Annotated in this window: 16 protein-coding genes; 5 read left to right on the top strand and 11 right to left on the bottom strand. The window is 64.6% G+C overall.

Annotated features, from left to right (window positions below):
* The 3 genes from AC1DZU_RS31910 to AC1DZU_RS31900 all read right to left on the bottom strand — a co-directional run.
* Window positions 1-270 (bottom strand): B12-binding domain-containing protein (locus tag AC1DZU_RS31910; protein ID WP_477290948.1); only part of this gene is annotated, 270 nt, incomplete at its 3' end.
* Between the two features lie 95 nt (window positions 271-365).
* Complete coding sequence (locus AC1DZU_RS31905) at window positions 366-2,015, bottom strand: ABC transporter substrate-binding protein (protein ID WP_477290946.1); 1,650 nt, start codon at window positions 2,013-2,015, stop codon at window positions 366-368.
* A 39-nt stretch (window positions 2,016-2,054) separates the two neighbouring features.
* Entirely contained in the window at window positions 2,055-3,605 is a 1,551-nt protein-coding gene (locus AC1DZU_RS31900) for a trimethylamine methyltransferase family protein (protein ID WP_477290944.1), read from the bottom strand.
* 92 nt (window positions 3,606-3,697) lie between these two features.
* Between AC1DZU_RS31900 and AC1DZU_RS31895 the strand changes: the two genes are divergently transcribed.
* Window positions 3,698-4,600: a LysR substrate-binding domain-containing protein gene (locus tag AC1DZU_RS31895; protein ID WP_477290942.1), complete on the top strand. Its 903-nt coding sequence runs from the start codon at window positions 3,698-3,700 to the stop codon at window positions 4,598-4,600.
* A 106-nt stretch (window positions 4,601-4,706) separates the two neighbouring features.
* A complete protein-coding gene (gene mutL, locus AC1DZU_RS31890) occupies window positions 4,707-6,590 on the top strand; it encodes a DNA mismatch repair endonuclease MutL (protein ID WP_477290940.1) in 1,884 nt (627 codons plus the stop codon).
* A gap of 74 nt (window positions 6,591-6,664) precedes the next feature.
* Here mutL and AC1DZU_RS31885 read toward each other — a convergent pair whose 3' ends face one another.
* The gene (locus AC1DZU_RS31885) at window positions 6,665-7,558 is read right to left on the bottom strand and encodes a DMT family transporter (RefSeq protein WP_477290938.1); all 894 of its coding nucleotides are present in this window, start codon (window positions 7,556-7,558) and stop codon (window positions 6,665-6,667) included.
* Between the two features lie 92 nt (window positions 7,559-7,650).
* On the opposite strand from AC1DZU_RS31885, the gene AC1DZU_RS31880 reads away from it, so the two are divergent.
* Entirely contained in the window at window positions 7,651-8,577 is a 927-nt protein-coding gene (locus AC1DZU_RS31880; protein ID WP_477290936.1) for a LysR family transcriptional regulator, read from the top strand.
* On the opposite strand, the gene AC1DZU_RS31875 is transcribed toward AC1DZU_RS31880, so the two are convergent.
* On the bottom strand, window positions 8,574-9,173 hold the full coding sequence (locus tag AC1DZU_RS31875; protein WP_477290934.1) for a hypothetical protein: 600 nt from the start codon (window positions 9,171-9,173) through the stop codon (window positions 8,574-8,576). The genes AC1DZU_RS31880 and AC1DZU_RS31875 overlap by 4 nt on opposite strands.
* Window positions 9,174-9,298: 125 nt before the next feature.
* On the opposite strand from AC1DZU_RS31875, the gene AC1DZU_RS31870 reads away from it, so the two are divergent.
* Window positions 9,299-9,532 carry a DUF2093 domain-containing protein gene (locus AC1DZU_RS31870; RefSeq protein WP_095085946.1) on the top strand — a complete coding sequence of 78 codons (234 nt, stop codon included), beginning with the start codon at window positions 9,299-9,301 and terminating at the stop codon, window positions 9,530-9,532.
* Between the two features lie 51 nt (window positions 9,533-9,583).
* Here AC1DZU_RS31870 and lpxK read toward each other — a convergent pair whose 3' ends face one another.
* From lpxK to AC1DZU_RS31840, 6 genes are all read right to left on the bottom strand, one after another.
* Entirely contained in the window at window positions 9,584-10,609 is a 1,026-nt protein-coding gene (gene lpxK, locus AC1DZU_RS31865) for a tetraacyldisaccharide 4'-kinase (RefSeq protein WP_477290932.1), read from the bottom strand.
* A 1-nt stretch (window position 10,610) separates the two neighbouring features.
* On the bottom strand, window positions 10,611-11,927 hold the full coding sequence (gene waaA, locus AC1DZU_RS31860) for a lipid IV(A) 3-deoxy-D-manno-octulosonic acid transferase (RefSeq protein ID WP_477290930.1): 1,317 nt from the start codon (window positions 11,925-11,927) through the stop codon (window positions 10,611-10,613).
* Complete coding sequence (locus tag AC1DZU_RS31855; RefSeq protein ID WP_477290928.1) at window positions 11,924-12,715, bottom strand: lysophospholipid acyltransferase family protein; 792 nt, start codon at window positions 12,713-12,715, stop codon at window positions 11,924-11,926. Before AC1DZU_RS31855 ends, waaA begins: the two co-directional genes overlap by 4 nt.
* A gap of 5 nt (window positions 12,716-12,720) precedes the next feature.
* Window positions 12,721-12,966: a DUF4170 domain-containing protein gene (locus tag AC1DZU_RS31850; RefSeq protein WP_457151737.1), complete on the bottom strand. Its 246-nt coding sequence runs from the start codon at window positions 12,964-12,966 to the stop codon at window positions 12,721-12,723.
* Window positions 12,967-13,042: 76 nt separating this feature from the next.
* Window positions 13,043-13,846 (bottom strand): 3'(2'),5'-bisphosphate nucleotidase CysQ, encoded by an 804-nt coding sequence (locus AC1DZU_RS31845; protein WP_477290925.1) that lies wholly within the window; start codon window positions 13,844-13,846, stop codon window positions 13,043-13,045.
* Window positions 13,833-15,176, bottom strand: a complete 1,344-nt coding sequence (locus AC1DZU_RS31840; protein ID WP_477290923.1) for a TldD/PmbA family protein — start codon at window positions 15,174-15,176, stop codon at window positions 13,833-13,835. Before AC1DZU_RS31840 ends, AC1DZU_RS31845 begins: the two co-directional genes overlap by 14 nt.
* A 165-nt stretch (window positions 15,177-15,341) precedes the next feature.
* Here AC1DZU_RS31840 and AC1DZU_RS31835 point away from each other — a divergent pair, with 165 nt between their 5' ends.
* The gene (locus AC1DZU_RS31835) at window positions 15,342-15,758 is read left to right on the top strand and encodes a VOC family protein (protein WP_477290921.1); all 417 of its coding nucleotides are present in this window, start codon (window positions 15,342-15,344) and stop codon (window positions 15,756-15,758) included.
* Window positions 15,759-15,764: the final 6 nt, after the last annotated feature.

Genomic DNA, 15,764 nt, shown 5'->3' with positions numbered 1-15,764 from the left:
ACGCAGGATGAACATGCCGGCCTTCATCGCATTGGCCGACAACAGCACTTCGGGAACGAACAGGATGCCGTCGCGAAAATCCTCGCCGACGATGCGCATGCCTTCGACCAGCGCCTCGGTCAGCACCTTGTAAGGCGCCCAGCCGCGCTCGAGCAGGATGTTGGTGCCTTCCTCGATCTCTTCCTTCAGCCCGTCATAGAGATCGTCGTGCATCTGCTGCACCAACTCGTCGTCGGAAAGTTCGGAAAGGATGATCTCGTCGTCGGACATTTTGCCTGCGCCAATTGCTTGTCAGTGATTTACGGGCCGCCGGCACCTTTTGTCATAGGTGCCGGCGGCATTGCTTGCACGTCTCGGGAGTTAAATCAGGCGTCCAGCCAAACGTTCTGGAAGTCCATTTCGTAGGTCTGGTGCATTCCGTAGTTCTTCACCTTCTTGCTCATGTGGCAGTAGAGCTTCTGCCAGAACGGCTGGATGATGACGCCGGAATCCTGCAGGATCTGCTCGACGTCCTTCATCACCTCCTTGCGCTTGGCAGGATCGGCCAGCGAAAGCGCCTGCTTCAGCTTGGCGTCGAAATCCGGGTTGGCATAGGCCGTTTCGTTCCAGGCCTCGCCCGAGCGGTAGCCGAGCGCCAGCACCTGGACGCCCAGCGGCCGCATGTACCAGATGGTCATCGAGTACGGATACTTCGTCCAGTCGTTCCAGAAGGTCGAGCCCGGCAGCACCGTACGCTTCACCTTGATGCCGGCATCGCGCAATTGGCCGGCGATCGCATCGCCAGTGTTCTTCTGCCATTCGTCCTCGACGGTGATCAGTTCGTGCTCGAAGTCGGCCTGCCCGGCATCCGCCATCAGCTTCTTGGCGGCGGCGGCATCGCGTGTCTTCTTGGGCAGCGGATAGTATTCGGGATGGATCGGGGCGACGTGGTGGTTCTCGCCGACCGTGCCGAGCCCGGCGTAGCCGAGCTGCATGACGGCATTGTTGTCGACGGCCATCTGGAGCGCATTGCGCACCCGCTGGTCGTCATAGGGCTTGTGGGTGATGTTGGTGCGGGCAACGAGCGTGGTCGCCGTCGCGACCTCCGATTTCACCAGATCCATCTTATCGAGGGCCTCGATGAAGTCGGCCGGCGTTTCGAAATCGAGGTCGATCTCGCCGGATTCGAAAGCATTCAGCGTGGCGTTGAAGTCGGTGCCGTAGTCGATGAACTCGACACCGTCGAGCGGCGTTTCGCCACCCCACCACTTGCCGTTCTCGCGACGCTTGACGACCGCCTTCGTACCCACTGCATAGGACACCAGTTCGAAAGGTCCGGTGCCGATTGGCTTCTTGATCGGGTCGGCGCCATCCTTGTCGAAGTCGCGATGCACGACCAGCGCCGGATAGTCGGTGAAGCCCGGTATGATCGCGACGTCGGGTTCAGACAGCTTCAGCTTGACCGTGAGGTCATCGACCTTGGTGATGGCGCCATCCTTGGCCTTGCCGGTCTTTGTGTCGATCAGCGCGCCGACGCGTGCCGCCATGGAATTACCGGAAGCACCCTTCTCGCACCAGCGGTTCAGGTTGGAGACCACGTCATCGGCGTTGAAGGCATCACCATTGTTCCAGGTGATGCCTTTGCGCAGATGCAGTGTGTATTCGGTGGCGTCGTCATTGACGTCCCAGCTTTCGAGCAGGACCGGCTCGAAAGTGAACTCGTGCGTGTAGCGGACGAGCGGCTCCAGCCAGCAACGGGTGACGTTTGCCATCTCGGTCCAGTCATAGGTGCGCGGATCCTTCTGCGCCTTGACCGACATCGCGACACGCAGCGTTCCGCCCTTTTTCGGTTCATCGGCCAGGGCTTTAGTCGGCGCGGCAAGGCCGATCATGCTGTAGGCGAAAGCCGTCGATGCGCCGAATGCGCTGGCCAGCGCCAGGAATTCGCGCCGGTCCATATGGCCTGCACGCGTCTCTTTCGCCATTGCCTCGATAGCGCCCGGCACACGGTCGCCATTGCTTCTGAAGAGCGTCATGTTTTCCTCCCTTGGTTGTTCAGGTCTTCGCCTGTCACATCAACTAACGCTGTCCGGCAGTTTTTCCTCACGCCGCGCGATCAAATCCTTGAGACCCTCGGCGATGCCCTCGTCGAGTTTCGGCTCCTCATAGTCGGCCAGCATGTTGCGCGCCTTCTCGCGGCCGCGCGTGTCGTGGTCCTTCGCGCCCTCGGCCTTCCACTGTTCGTACGAATTGAAGTCCATGATGGTGGGCATGAAGAAAGCGGACTCGAAATGTTCGAGCGTGTGCTGGGTGCCGAGGAAATGGCCCTGCGGCCCCACCTCGCGGATCGCCGCCATCGCTTCCTTGAAATCGTCGAACGGAAGGCCGCCTGCATATTTGTACCAGCCGATAAGCTGCTCGCAGTCGGTGGCGAATTTCGAATAGCCGCAGGTGAGCCCCGCCTCCAGCCATCCGGCCGAGTGCCAGATGTAGTTGGCCCCGGCGAGGATGGCGGCGTGCATCAGCATGTTCGCCTCGTAGCCGGCCTGGGCGTCGTTGAGCTTCGAGCCGACATGGAAGCCGGACGTGCGCCAAGGTAGCCGGTATTTCCGCGCCAGCGCGCCCATCAGGTACATCATCTGGGCGGCCTCCGGCGTGCCGCCCATCGGCGCCCCGGTCTTCATGTCGACCGTGACCATGAACTGGCCGTAGATCTGCGGCGACCCCGGACGCAAGAGCTGCGTGAAGGCGACGCCAGCGAGTGCTTCTGCATTGACCTGCGCCACCGCGCCGACGGCGGAGGCAGAGGTCGAGGCGCCGCACAGCGCGAAGGGCGCCAGGATCAACGGCTGGTTGTTGCGCGCATAGATCTTCATGGCGTCCAGCATGGTGGCGTCCCACACCAGCGGCGAGTTGCAATTGGTGATCGACACCAGCACCGGGTTGTCGCGGACGAACTCTTCGCCGAACACGATGCCGGCCATCGCCATCGTGTCTTCGGCGCGTTCTTTCGAAGTGACGATGCCCATGAACGGCTTGTCGGAGTGCTTCAGCGCCGAATGGATGATATGGAGGTGACGCTTGGGCACTGCAATTTCCATCGGCTCGCAGATGACCGAGCTCGACGAGTGCAGCGCCGGCGCCATGTAGGCGAGCTTGTGGAAATTGTTGAGGTCGGCGAGCGAGCCGTAGCGCCTGTTGTTGTCGAGGTCGCGTACATAGGGCGCACCATACATCGGCACGAAGATGGAATTCTTGCCGCCGACGCGGACGGTACGCTCGGGATTGCGAGCATTGAGGGTGAATTCCGGCGGGACCTTCGAGACCAACTCCATCAAGAGCGCACGGTCGATGCGGACACGCGTCTCGGATACATCGGCTCCGGCGGCCTTCCACAGGGCGATCGCCTCATCGTCGCGGAATTCGCAGCCGACCTCTTCGAGGATCAAGAGCGATTCCTGGTGGATCAACTCCACCGCCTCGTCAGGCACCATCTGATAGGCGGGGATCTGGCGCACCAGCGTAGGAAACGAGGCTATGGGAGCGCCACGTATCGCCTTGCGCCCCAGGCGACCGCCGCTTCTGCGGTTGGCTTGTTCGGTCACTGCAACGGCCGGTTCATTCATGGCAACTCATCCCTCCAACAGCCCGTCAACTTAGCGAGACGGAATATAGCTGTGACGCTGGAAAATCCTGATCTCTTGTATAAACTCTCCTTATGCGAAGCCTGCGCCACCTGCTGCCCTCCGCCGGCAGCCTGATCGTCTTCGAGGCGGCCGGGCGGCTTTCGAGTTTCACCGCCGCCGGGCGAGAGCTCGGCATGACGCAGGCTGCTGTCTCCTATGCGGTGCGCGGGCTGGAGGAACAGCTCGGCGCCAAGCTCTTCCAGCGCCGCCATCGCCAGGTTCTCCTGACGGAGGCCGGCGAGCGCTTCCACGCCGACGTCTCGCTCGGGCTGTCGCATATCCGCAAGTCGGCGGAGGATCTGCGCCTGCAGGCGACCGGCGGCCATGTGACGATGGCCGCCTCGACCGCCTTTGGCTCGTTCTGGATGATGCCGCGCCTACAGCAATTCCGCGACGAACTGCCGGGAGTTGATCTGCGTATCCAGACCGCCGACCGCGACCTCGACATCATCGCCGAGGGCATCCCGCTCGGCGTGCGCGGCGGCGTGCCGCGTGACTGGCCGGACTATCATTCGCTGTTGCTTGCAGACGAGGAGATCTTCCCGGTCGCGGGCCCCAGCTATCTGGCGAAGTTTGGGCTGCCAGAGACTGTCGCCGAACTTGCCATGCATCGGCTCATCCATCTCGAGGAGCCCTACCGCGAGGCCCCGAACTGGGACGAATGGTTCGCGGCAGCCGGAACCAGCCTCCGTAATGCCGAGCGCGGGTTGCGCATCAATGATTATGCCTTGGTGATTCAGGCGGTCATGGAGGGACAAGGCATCTCGCTCGGCTGGCGGCATCTCGTCGAGCGCCTCGTGGCATCAGGCCTGTTGGTGCCGGTGACGGACCATGTGCTGAGGACTGGCATCGGATTCTACGTCATCTGGTCAAAGAACCGCGAGCTCAGCGACAATGCGCGCAAGGTGAGGGATTGGCTGGTGGCGCAGGCGTGAGAGGGGCTGAATTTTGCAAGGCCAATGAAGACCGCTTCCCACCCCTCTCTGTCCCGCCGGCATCGAAAGCTTCCGCATCGGTTCCGAATCCGCCTATAATATCTCCATGCCCATTCGCCAGCTTTCCGAAACGATGATCAACCAGATCGCCGCCGGCGAAGTCATCGAGCGTCCGGCAAGCGTGGTCAAGGAACTGGTCGAGAATGCGCTCGACGCCGGTGCCGGCAAGGTAGAGATCGTGACCGCCGGCGGCGGGTTGAACCTGATCCGTGTCACCGACGACGGCTCCGGCATTCCCGAACCAGAGCTGGCGCTGGCGATTGCGCGTCACTGCACCTCCAAGCTCACCGAGGACATCAACGACATTCGTTCGCTCGGCTTTCGCGGCGAGGCGCTGCCGTCGATCGGCTCGGTGTCGCGGCTGTCGATCCGTTCGCGGACAGCAAAAAGTGACAGTGCCGCCGAGATCGGCATCGAGGGCGGCCGCGTCCTACCCGTCAGGCCGGCGGCGGCCAACCGCGGCACCACGGTCGAGGTGCGCGACCTGTTCTTCGCCACGCCGGCCAGGCTCAAATTCATGAAGGGCGAACGCGCCGAAAGCTCTGCCACCAGCGACGTGGTCAAGCGCATCGCCATCGCCTTCCCCGCCGTACGCTTCACGCTGGCTGGCTCCGACCGCTCGACACTGGAATTGCCGGCGACAGACGACAGCGCGGAAGGCAGCCTGCGCCGCGTCGCCCAGGTGATGGGCGCCGAGTTTCCGGACAATTCCATTGCCATCGACGCGATGCGCGAAGGCGTGCATCTGACCGGTCACGTGTCGATCCCGTCCTTCACCCGCGCCAACGCGCTGCAGCAATATGCCTATGTCAATGGCCGCCCGGTGCGTGACAAGCTGATTGCCGGCGCCATTCGCGGCGCCTTCGCCGACGTCCTGCCGCGCGACCGCCATGCGGTGACGGTGCTGTTCCTGACGCTCGATCCGGCCATCGTCGACGTCAACGTTCATCCCGCCAAGGCCGACGTCCGCTTCCGCGATCCCGGACTGGTGCGCGGGTTGATCGTCGGCGCCATTCGGCAAGCGCTAGCCGATGCCGGCATCCGCGCCGCCACCACGGGGGCGGCCGGCATGATGGCGGCGTTCCGGCCCGGTGCGGCATCCTACGGCCATGGCGGGCCCGCAAACGGCCATCGCAGCTACGAGGCTTCATACCATGCCTCCAACTCAGCCGGCTTCGATCCGGCGCGCTCGCCGCAGCGGCCGCTCGACATGGGGTTCGAAAGGGCGGGTTTCGAGGGCCCCGGTCAACGCGGCTTGGGCGAAAACGAGCAGGCAGCATTCGATGCCGGCCCGCTCGCCAGCGCCGATGCACGCGCCGCGCAGAGCGAGGCGGCCGGGACGCTGCTTGGCGCGGTGCTGGGGGCGGCACGCGCGCAGGTGCATGAAAACTACATCGTGGCGCAGACCAGGGATTCGCTGATCATCGTCGACCAGCATGCGGCACATGAGCGGCTGGTCTATGAGGCGCTGAAGAACGCGCTGCATTCGCGCGCGGTGCCATCACAGATGCTGCTGCTGCCGGAAATCGTCGACCTGCCGGAAGAAGACGCCGAACGGCTGGCGATGCATTCCGAGACGCTGGCCCGCTTTGGACTTGGCGTCGAGCGTTTCGGCCCGGGTGCGGTCGCCGTGCGCGAGACGCCGTCGATGCTAGGCGAGACCAATGTCCAGCAACTGGTGCGCGATCTTGCCGACGAGATCGCCGACAATGACACCGTCGACACGCTGAAGGAGCGGCTGGACAAGATCGCGGCAACCATGGCCTGCCATGGCTCGGTACGCTCCGGCCGACTGCTCAAGGCCGAGGAGATGAATGCGTTGCTAAGGCAGATGGAGGCGACACCCGGCTCCGGCACCTGCAACCACGGCCGCCCGACCTATATCGAGCTCAAGCTCGCGGATATCGAGAGGCTGTTCGGGCGGCGGTAAGTGGATTGGCGGTACGAAAAGGGCCACTTTTCAGCGGCCCTTTTCGATTCAAGTAATCCTTATAACTGTCTGATTCATCTCTTCAAATTCACCACGATGACGCCGCCCAGCGCCAGTGCGCCGCCGAGCATGCCGAGCAGCGTCGGCACTTCACCCAGCCAGAAGAAGCCGATCAGGGCGGACATGGGCGAAACCAGATAAAGGAAGTTCGATGCACGTGCGGCCGGCAGGCGCGACAGCGCGGTCGCCCAGGCGGCATAGGCGATCAGGCTGGGCACGATGCCGAGAAAGATCACGGCGCCAAGGCCGGCTGTGTCGGCAACCGCTGCCTGCGCGAGGCCGCTCGGCAGGAAGGGTGCCAGGCAAAGCGCGCCAAGTATCATGTTCGACGCCGAAATGGTCAGCGGGTGGTGGCGGGCGAAGAGCGGCTTCTGGACGATGGTGTTGACGGCCGAGCACAGCGCCGAACCCAGCACCAGCAGCGCCCCGGCGTCGAAATGCAGGCCATCTCCGTCGCCGATGGCGATAATGCCGATGCCGGCGAAGGAAATGGCGGTGCCAACCCATGCCATGCCGGAGAAGCGTTCGCCAAGCAGCGCCATCGCCATGATGGCGGTGAAGATCGGGCTGACATTGATGATGAAGCCGGCAGCGCCGGCCGAGACGGTCAGTTCGCCGAAATTGAGCATCGCCGTGTACAGCGCCACGAAAATGGCGCCGCCAAAGGCCAGGCGCCACAATTCGTCCAGCCTGGGCAGCGCCGGACGCTTGACGGCGAGGAAGATCGCCGCCGGCACCGCGGCGATGGCAAAGCGCAGCGCGCCGAGTTCCAGCGGCCCGAAGGCGGCAAGACCGGCACGGATAGCTGGAAAGGCGGAGGCCCAGCCGACCACTGTCAGCGCCACCGCGATGGCTGCCGTGGTGTCCATCCGTTGTGTCGGATTCAACGTGCTGGTCATTGCGCTCATCTCACAGTCCTCGTGTTGCCGGTCCCCTGAAATGCAGAAAACGCCTTTTCGGGCCGGTTGACAAACGACCAAATCGAGGATCAGCTGTGACTATGGATCACAGCTCAGACACAATGGTGCCTCTCGAAACGCTGCGCGCCTTCGACGCGGCGGCGCGGACGGGCAGCTTTTCGGCGGCAGCTGAAAAGCTCAACATCACCCACGGCGCGGTCAGCCGGCAGATCGCCAAGCTCGAGGATTGGCTTGGGCTGAAAGTGTTCGATCGCGGCGCGCGCGGTGTCTCGCTGACGATCGAAGGCAACCGCCTGCATCTGCGCACGGCGGAAGCTTTCGCGCTGATATCGACCCATTCCGACCGCTGGGTCGAGCCGCGCGGCACCGCGGTGGTGCGGCTGACCTCGATCCCTTCGGTCAGCGGGCTGTGGCTGATGCCGCGCATGGCGGCGCTGGAGAACAATCCTTCCAAGCTGCGCATCGTGCTCGACGTCGATATCCGCCAGGCCGACCTTGCCGATGAGGGCATCGATCTGTCGATCCGCTGTGGACGCGGCGGCATTCCGGGTCGCGTCTCGGTGCAGCTTTTCGAGGAATATGTTTTTCCCGTCGCATCGCCCGAGCTTGCCGGCGAGATCGGCCGCGGTGACCCTGCCCGGCTGCTCAAATTTCCACTGATCAACGATTCCGATGCTTCGGCCTGGCGTGCCTGGTTTGCCGCGCAAGGCATGGATTACCGCCCCCGCCCGCAGGATCGGCGCTTCGAGGACTACAATCTGGTGCTCGACGCCGCCGCCTATGGGCTCGGCATCGCGCTGGCGCGCCCACCCCTGACCGGGCATCAATTGAAATCGGGCCGCATTACCGCCGTCGACGAGCGTACCGCGCTCAATCCGGTGTCCTATTGGCTCGACCGGCCGACGGGACGGCCACGTGCGGCAGCGGCAGAACTGGCGCGCCGTATCGCGGTGCAGGCAGGACTTGCATCGGAAAAGATGGAAGCCTTTATCGAGGCTGAAGGTTAGCGCAGCACCACCAGAACGAACCCGACAACCGCCGCGGCCAGCAGCCCGGCAGTCAGCGACATCAGCCCGACACTCGTCCGCCTGTTTTCAGGCTTGGCCGCTTCGTTCGGCCCGGCGGTTGCACGCCCTCGCCTGGCCGTGGCGTTGCCGGCTGGGGTGCGTCGCAACGGCAACAACTCGGATGCGAGAAGCGGTAGCCATGGCAAGGTAGCCGGCCTTACCGGGGCACCCTCATCGCCCGTTGCCAAAGGCAGCGCCAAGCCACGCTGCGCAGTCTCGCCGTCAGTTGGCCTCCTCGCTGCATTGGCCACCGGTATGGCATCGCCGGCTGCTTCTCCGCCCGGTTCCGCCACTGCCAAATAGGCCTGCATCATCTCGGCTGGGGCGGTCTGCTGCACTTTTGCGGCAGTGGCCGGAAAAAGCACCGGCAAAGTCGGTGTCGCCCCGGGTCGCACGGGTGCGCCGGAAGGCGCCGGCGGCGCCACCAGCGCCTTCACCAGTGCCGTTTTGACCGGATCGGCCTTTGCCGACGGCACGGCCTGCGGCATCATCGCTTCGCTGAGCAAGGCGGCAAGACGAGCGGAGGAAATGTCCATGGTGCCCCGACAACAGCATTTTTCCGCCCAAGAATAAGGGGGCAGCATTGTCTCGGGCTTGTCACATGCTTGACCTAGCCGCCAATTTGTGGCGATGAAATCCTCATGAATCTCGGCGCCGCTGCATGATGAACCGTTTCGAAGGCCCTGGCGGCAAGGAAGCCCGTATCCGCTATCTCGATGGCGACTTCCAGGTTACCAGCCCGGGCGCTTTCGTGCGCTGCGCGGTGACCGGCGAAAGCATCCCGCTCGATGAGTTGAAATACTGGAGCGTCGCCAGGCAGGAGCCCTACATCAATGCCGCCGCTTCGCTGCGCCGCGAAATCGAAGTGCAGCCGGAGCTACGCAGCCGGCGTTGATGTTTGCGCAAGTCGTTTACGCAAGCCGGTAACGCACTTCACGACGACAGGTCAGCCCTTCAGCTTGCGTTGGCGCCAGGCATCCAGCGTTTCGTCGATGATGCGTTCGGGCACGCGATCGAGCTCGAAAACCGTGTCGATTTCCAGGACCTCGAGCTGACCGAGAAAGTCCTGCGGGGCGCCGTGGCGCAGCCGGGCGGCGTCCTTGGCAGTGGTGATGAGGCCGAGCCCTTCGGCCCGCGCCGTCGCTACCAGTTCGGCGAGCTCGTCCTCGCCATAGAAATGGTGGTCCGGAAACGGTCGCGTCAAGGCCAGTTCGCCGCCGGCTTCGCGCACCGTGTCGAAGAATTTTTCGGGATGGCCGATGCCGGCGAAGGCAAGGAACCGCTTGCCAGCAAGCCCCTGCTTGCTGCTCGGTTCGGTGTGGGCCTCGAAGATCGGTCGGGCGGCGCGCGCCGCCTGGCGGACCACGGCATCGGCGGCGGTGCCCTCGCCCATCTTCAACAGCCCGCTGGTGAAGACCAGCTGGTCGACGATCCTGGCCCGGAGCGGACCACCCGGAATGACGCGGCCATTGCCGATGCCATAGCGCGCGTCGACGACCACCAGCGCATAATCGATATGGATGCGCGCGCTCTGGAAGCCGTCGTCCATGATCAGGAAATCGCAGCCGTGCCTTTCCAGCAGCAGCCGGGCGCCGGCGGCACGGTTCGGCGTCACCGCCACCGGGGCGTGTTCGGCCAAGAGCAGCGGCTCGTCGCCGACATGCCTGGCGCTGTCATGATGGGCGTCGACGACATGCGGCTCGGCGAACGACCCGCCATGGCCGCGCGACAGGAAACCGGGTTTGAGCTGCATGCGCTTGGCCTGTTCGGCCAAGGCGATCGCCACCGGCGTCTTGCCGGTGCCGCCAACGGTGAAGTTGCCGATGCACAAAACCGGCGCCTCGATCTTCTCGCGCCGGGCGCGCCGCATGCCGCGGCCGGCGACGAGCGCATAGATAGCCGACAGCGGCGACAGTGCCAGGACCCGCCAGTCCGGCTTTTCCCACCAGAATGGTGGTGCTTCGGAAGCCACCTTAGCGCCCGCCCGCGCCCTTCAGGCGCGACTTGATGACCAGCGGCTGGATGTAGGGTTCGAGCGATTTCAGCGTGCGCGCCAGCGCGCCGCGCATCTCGTCGACGGTCGCCACGCCCGCCGCCATCATCTCGTGACGCGCCACTTCATTGGTCAGCAGGAAATTGACGGCGCCGGCCAGCATGTCGCGATCGCGCACCAGCTTGGCGCCGCCGCTGTCGAGCAGGCGCTGGTAGGCCTCACGAAAGTTCTGCACATTGCGCCCGGCAAGAACCGCCGTATCGAGCATGGCCGGCTCGAGCGGGTTCTGGCCACCCTCCGAGGTCAGCGAGCGGCCGACAAAGGCGATTTCGGTCAGCCGGAGATAGAGCCCCATCTCGCCGATCGTGTCGCCAAGCAGAATGTCGGTGTCGGCGGCGATCCGGTCGCCCGTGCTGCGCCGCGCGACCGACAGGCCCATGCCCGAAATCTGTGCCGCAAGCGCCTCGGCGCGATCGGGATGGCGCGGAACGACGATGGTCAGAAGACCATGATGGCGTTTGTGCAGCGTCGCATGGACCTCGGCGGCGACCACCTCCTCGCCATCATGGGTCGAGATCGCCGCCCAGGTCGGGCGGGCGCCGATTTGCCTCCGCAGTGTCGCCAGCACCCGTTCGTCGACAGGCGGCGGCAAGGTATCGACCTTGAGGTTGCCCGACACGGTCACCGGGCGGGCGCCTAGCGCAAGGAAGCGCTCGCCATCGACATCCGACTGGGCAACGACATGAGCGAGATTCTCGAACAGCGCCTCGGCGATGTTGGCCCGTTTCTTCCACGAGGTGAACGAACGGTCGGACAGCCTGCCATTGACCAGCACCTGCGGCACGCGGCGCGCGCCAAGCTCGAGGATGGTCATCGGCCAGATCTCGGATTCGGCGATGATCGCCAGATCCGGCTGCCAGTGATCGAGAAACCGGCTGACCGCCGGCTTGAGGTCGAGCGGAACATATTGGTGGATGATGCGATCGCCGAGGCGCTCGTCGACGACCTGCGCCGAGGTCACCGTGCCGGTCGTCAGCACAATGTTGACGCCGTAATCGAGTATGCTTTCGACCAGCGGCACGACGGCCAGGGTCTCTCCGACGCTCGCCGCATGGATCCAGATCATTGGCCCCTCGGGGCGCGGTCGGCCGGCGACGCCGTAGCGCTCCCGGCGGCGGCTGCGGTCTTCCTTGCCGCGCGAGGTGCGCCAGGCGACATAGGGCCCAACCAGCGGATAGGCGGCGGCACCGGCGAAACGGTATGCCGTCAACATGGTTCGCGCCCAGCGACCGCTCATCGCGGACCATCCACGAGACGGTAGGCCTCGGCGGTCGCCGCGTTGAGGGCGACCGTGATTTCCTGGCGCTTGCGCTCCATTTCGGCTTCGTCGGCGCCGGTCGGCACAAAGATCGGCGCGCCGATGACGATCGACGAGCGGCCGAACGGCAGGTTGATGGTCGTCTTGTCCCAGCTCTTCTCCAGCACCTTGCGGCGGCTGGTGGTGATGGCGACGGGCAGCAGAGGCCGGCCGGAGAGGCGTGCCAGGAGAACGATACCAAGCCCCGCGTCACGCGGCGTGCCGTGGGGAATGTCGGCAATCATGGCGACGTTCTTGCCGGCGGCGAGCGACTTTTTCAGGGCGATGAGCGCCTTTGCCCCGCCCTTGTCGAGATGTCTGGCATTTTCACGCCCGCCCGAACCGCGCACCGCCTCGATGCCGAATTTCCCCAGCATCAGCGCGTTGAGCTCGGCATCGGCGCTGCGCGAGACCATGGCGACCAGCGGCTTGCGCCTGGGATAATAGGCTGGGGTCAACAGGTGCTGGCCGTGCCACAGGGCGATGATGCCGGGCTCGAATTCGGCATAGGCGCTGCTCGAAAACCGCGCCGACCCATCGACGACGCGATTGGTCAGGCGCACCAACCGCACAAACTGGGCGAACAGGCTGGCGATGGCGTTCTTGACGAATCGCGACTGCGCCAGCGGTTCGCGAATCCTGCGCCAGAAAGCCTTGGTCGTGCGGCTGCGCCCCCTGCGCGCGGGCGTGGGTTCAGTGGCTGGCTCTTTCGCCAGGTCTTGCTCCATCGAGGTCAACCGACAGCCTTGTTGTCGGGGTCCAGCAGCCGGTGCAGATGAACGACGAAATAACGCATGTGGGCATTGTCCACGCTGGCTTGCGCCTTGGCTTTCCACGCCGTGTGCGCGGATTGATAATCCGGATAGATGCCGACGATGTCGAGCCCGTCGAGATCGCGGAACTCGGAGCCGCCAAGCTTCGTCAGCTCGCCACCAAACACCAGGTGCAAAAGCTGCTTTTTTCCGTCTTCCGCGGCCATGTCGGTCCTTCACATATCGTGAGTTTGTGACAGGTCTAGACCAAAGCCGTCGACTTTGGAACCTTCGAAAACGCTTTCACCCATCCAGCCCGGCAATGACGGCGGCGAGCACGGCCAGCAGTTCACCGCTGCCGGCGGCGAGCGCGCCGTGGCGGGTCACCTCGCCGGCATAGAGCGGCGAGCGGCCATGCCGGTCGAGCAACTGGCCGCCGGCCTCGCGCAAAATGAGATCGGCGGCGGCAATATCCCAGTCATGCGCGTTCGGCTTGACGAAAGTGGCATCCAGCGCGCCATTGGCGATCATGGCCAGCCGATAGGCGAGCGACGGGCTGTAGGGCGCCCGCTTTAGTCGCGCCTGCCAGTCGGCAGGCATCAGGTCGGTCAACTGCTTCAGCCCGGAAATCTCGGCCGTATCCGCCAGCTTGCGCACCGCGATGCGCTTGCCGTTGCGGAAAGCGCCCTCTCCGGGCAGCGCCCAATAGGTCTCATCCATCGCCGGGCATTCCAGCACGCCGGCAAGCGTGCGGCCACGCTCGACGACGGCAACGCTGACGCACCAGGTGCGCTGGCCTTCCAGAAAGCCGCGCGTGCCGTCGATGGGGTCGACGACGAAGGTGCGGCGCGCCGAAAGCCGGACCGGATCGTCGGCCGTTTCTTCCGACAACCAGCCATAGTCGGGCCGTGCCGCAAGCAGCGTCTGGCGCAGATAGGCGTCGGCGGCATGGTCGGCTTCGCTGACCGGCGATGTGCCGCCCTTCATCCAGACTTGCGGGTTGTTGCCGAAGTAGCGCATGGCGATGACCCCGGCCTCGCGGGCGGCATCGCGCAGCAACGGCAAATCCTCGGTAGCACTGGCAGAGATCAGGTCATGCTCCGGCAAGGGTCATGCCTTCGATCAGAAGCGTGGGGGCGGCGGTGCCGAAATTGCGGTCGAGGTCATCAGCCGCCACCATGTTGAGGAACATGGTCTTCAGGTTCGAGGCGATGGTGACCTCGGCGACGGGATAGGCCAGCGCACCATTTTCGATCCAGAAGCCGGAGGCGCCACGGCTGTATTCGCCGGTGACCATGTCGACGCCCTGGCCGAACACCTCGGTGACGTAGAAGCCGGTCTTGAGCGATTTGATCAGATCCTCGGGCGACCGTTCGCCCGGTTCGATGGCGAGATTGGTCGAGGACGGCGAGACGGACGAGCCGCCGCGCGAACCGCGCCCATTGGTGACGAGACCAAGCTCGCGCGCGGCCGATGTCGACAGGAACCAGTGGTTGAGCACGCCTTTTTCGACCATGAACAGCTTCTCGCCCTCGATGCCTTCGCCATCGAACGGACGCGAGGCCTGGCCACGCTGCCTGAGCGGCTCGTCGGTGACGGTGATCGCGGAGGCGGCCACCTGCTTGCCCATCATGTCGCGCAGGAACGAGGTCTTGCGCGCGACCGAGGCACCGTTGATGGCGCCGGCAAGATGGCCGGCGATGCCGCGCGCGACGCGCGGGTCGAACACAACGTCGATCGGCCCGGTCGCCGCCTTGCGCGCGCCGATGCGGCGCACGGCACGTTCGCCGGCCTTGCGGCCGATGTCTTCAGGCGCATCGAGATCGGCAAAATGCTGGCGCGAGGAGAATTCATAGTCGCGCTCCATGCCGGTGCCCTCGCCAGCAATGACGCTGGCCGAGCGCGAGAAACGCGACCCGACATAGTGGCCGAGGAAGCCGTGCGAGGTGGCCAGCACCAGGCCGCCGAGACCGGCACCGGCACTGGCTCCGGCCGAATTGGTCACGCCCTTGACGGCAAGGGCCGCCGCTTCCGCCGCAAGTGCTGCATCCTTCATTTGATCGGCCGACACCTCGGTGGCGTCGAACAGGTCGAGATCGCGCGTCTGTTTCACCAGCAATGCCGGGTCGGCCAGCCCCTGATAGGGGTCCTGCGGCGACACTTTCGCCATCGCCACTGCACGCCCGGCCAGGGTTGCCGGATCGGATGCCGCGGTTGCCGAGACGCTGGCCACCCGCCCATCGACGAAGACGCGCAGCGAGACATCCTCGCTCTCGGCCGATTCGGTACCCTCGACCTTGCCGAGCCGCACCGACACACCGGTCGAGCGGCTGCGCACGGCGACCGCGTCGGCGGCATCGGCGCCAGCCTTCTTGGCAGCTTCGACCAAAGCCGCGACGCGATCGGTCAATTTTGCTGCATCTGTAATATCGGTCATGCGCGTGATCCTGCTGGCGCGGCGAGCTTTGGCCGCAGCCACCATCTATTGTTCCGGTCCGGCTTGTGCAATGGCATAGGCTTCAATCAAAATGCATCGGTTCACGGTTCACATCGCCAACCGAGGCATGGTAACCCGGCCCGCAGCCCGCTCGGAGCATTTTCGATGACGCCTTTCCATCTCGCCTTCCCGGTCCGTGATCTCGATGAAACCCGAGTTTTCTATGGCGAGGTGCTGGGCTGCGCCATCGGCCGCTCATCGGCGACCTGGGTCGATTTCGACCTTTTCGGCCACCAGATGTCGGCGCATCTGCGGCCACAGGCCACGCCAGCCGCCAGCGACGGCAAGGTCGACGGCATCGTCGTGCCGATCCCGCATTTCGGCGCCGTGCTCTTGATGGACGACTGGCAGCGACTGGCGACGCGGCTGGAGGCGCGCGACGACATCGACTGGCTGGAGCGGCCAATGGTCCGCTTCAAGGGCGAGGCCGGCGAACAGGCGACGCTGTTCATCCGCGACCCCTCCGGCAATGCGCTGGAATTCAAGGGCTTTCGCTCGCTGGAGCAGGTTTTCGCGCACTAACGGGAA

It is taken from the genome of Mesorhizobium sp. P2_A12, from assembly GCF_056405075.1.
This window is presented reverse-complemented; position numbering and strand designations above follow the sequence as displayed.

Bases quoted from the DNA above. Each gene is read 5' to 3' on its own strand.
- AC1DZU_RS31905 (WP_477290946.1), bottom strand. From the start codon at position 2,015: ATGACGCTCTTCAGAAGCAATGGCGACCGTGTGCCGGGCGCTATCGAG.
- AC1DZU_RS31900 (WP_477290944.1), bottom strand. From the start codon at position 3,605: ATGAATGAACCGGCCGTTGCAGTGACCGAACAAGCCAACCGCAGAAGC.
- AC1DZU_RS31895 (WP_477290942.1), top strand. From the start codon at position 3,698: ATGCGAAGCCTGCGCCACCTGCTGCCCTCCGCCGGCAGCCTGATCGTC.
- mutL (WP_477290940.1), top strand. From the start codon at position 4,707: ATGCCCATTCGCCAGCTTTCCGAAACGATGATCAACCAGATCGCCGCC.
- AC1DZU_RS31885 (WP_477290938.1), bottom strand. From the start codon at position 7,558: ATGAGCGCAATGACCAGCACGTTGAATCCGACACAACGGATGGACACC.
- AC1DZU_RS31880 (WP_477290936.1), top strand. From the start codon at position 7,651: ATGGATCACAGCTCAGACACAATGGTGCCTCTCGAAACGCTGCGCGCC.
- AC1DZU_RS31875 (WP_477290934.1), bottom strand. From the start codon at position 9,173: ATGGACATTTCCTCCGCTCGTCTTGCCGCCTTGCTCAGCGAAGCGATG.
- AC1DZU_RS31870 (WP_095085946.1), top strand. From the start codon at position 9,299: ATGATGAACCGTTTCGAAGGCCCTGGCGGCAAGGAAGCCCGTATCCGC.
- waaA (WP_477290930.1), bottom strand. From the start codon at position 11,927: ATGAGCGGTCGCTGGGCGCGAACCATGTTGACGGCATACCGTTTCGCC.
- AC1DZU_RS31855 (WP_477290928.1), bottom strand. From the start codon at position 12,715: ATGGAGCAAGACCTGGCGAAAGAGCCAGCCACTGAACCCACGCCCGCG.
- AC1DZU_RS31850 (WP_457151737.1), bottom strand. From the start codon at position 12,966: ATGGCCGCGGAAGACGGAAAAAAGCAGCTTTTGCACCTGGTGTTTGGT.
- AC1DZU_RS31840 (WP_477290923.1), bottom strand. From the start codon at position 15,176: ATGACCGATATTACAGATGCAGCAAAATTGACCGATCGCGTCGCGGCT.
- AC1DZU_RS31835 (WP_477290921.1), top strand. From the start codon at position 15,342: ATGACGCCTTTCCATCTCGCCTTCCCGGTCCGTGATCTCGATGAAACC.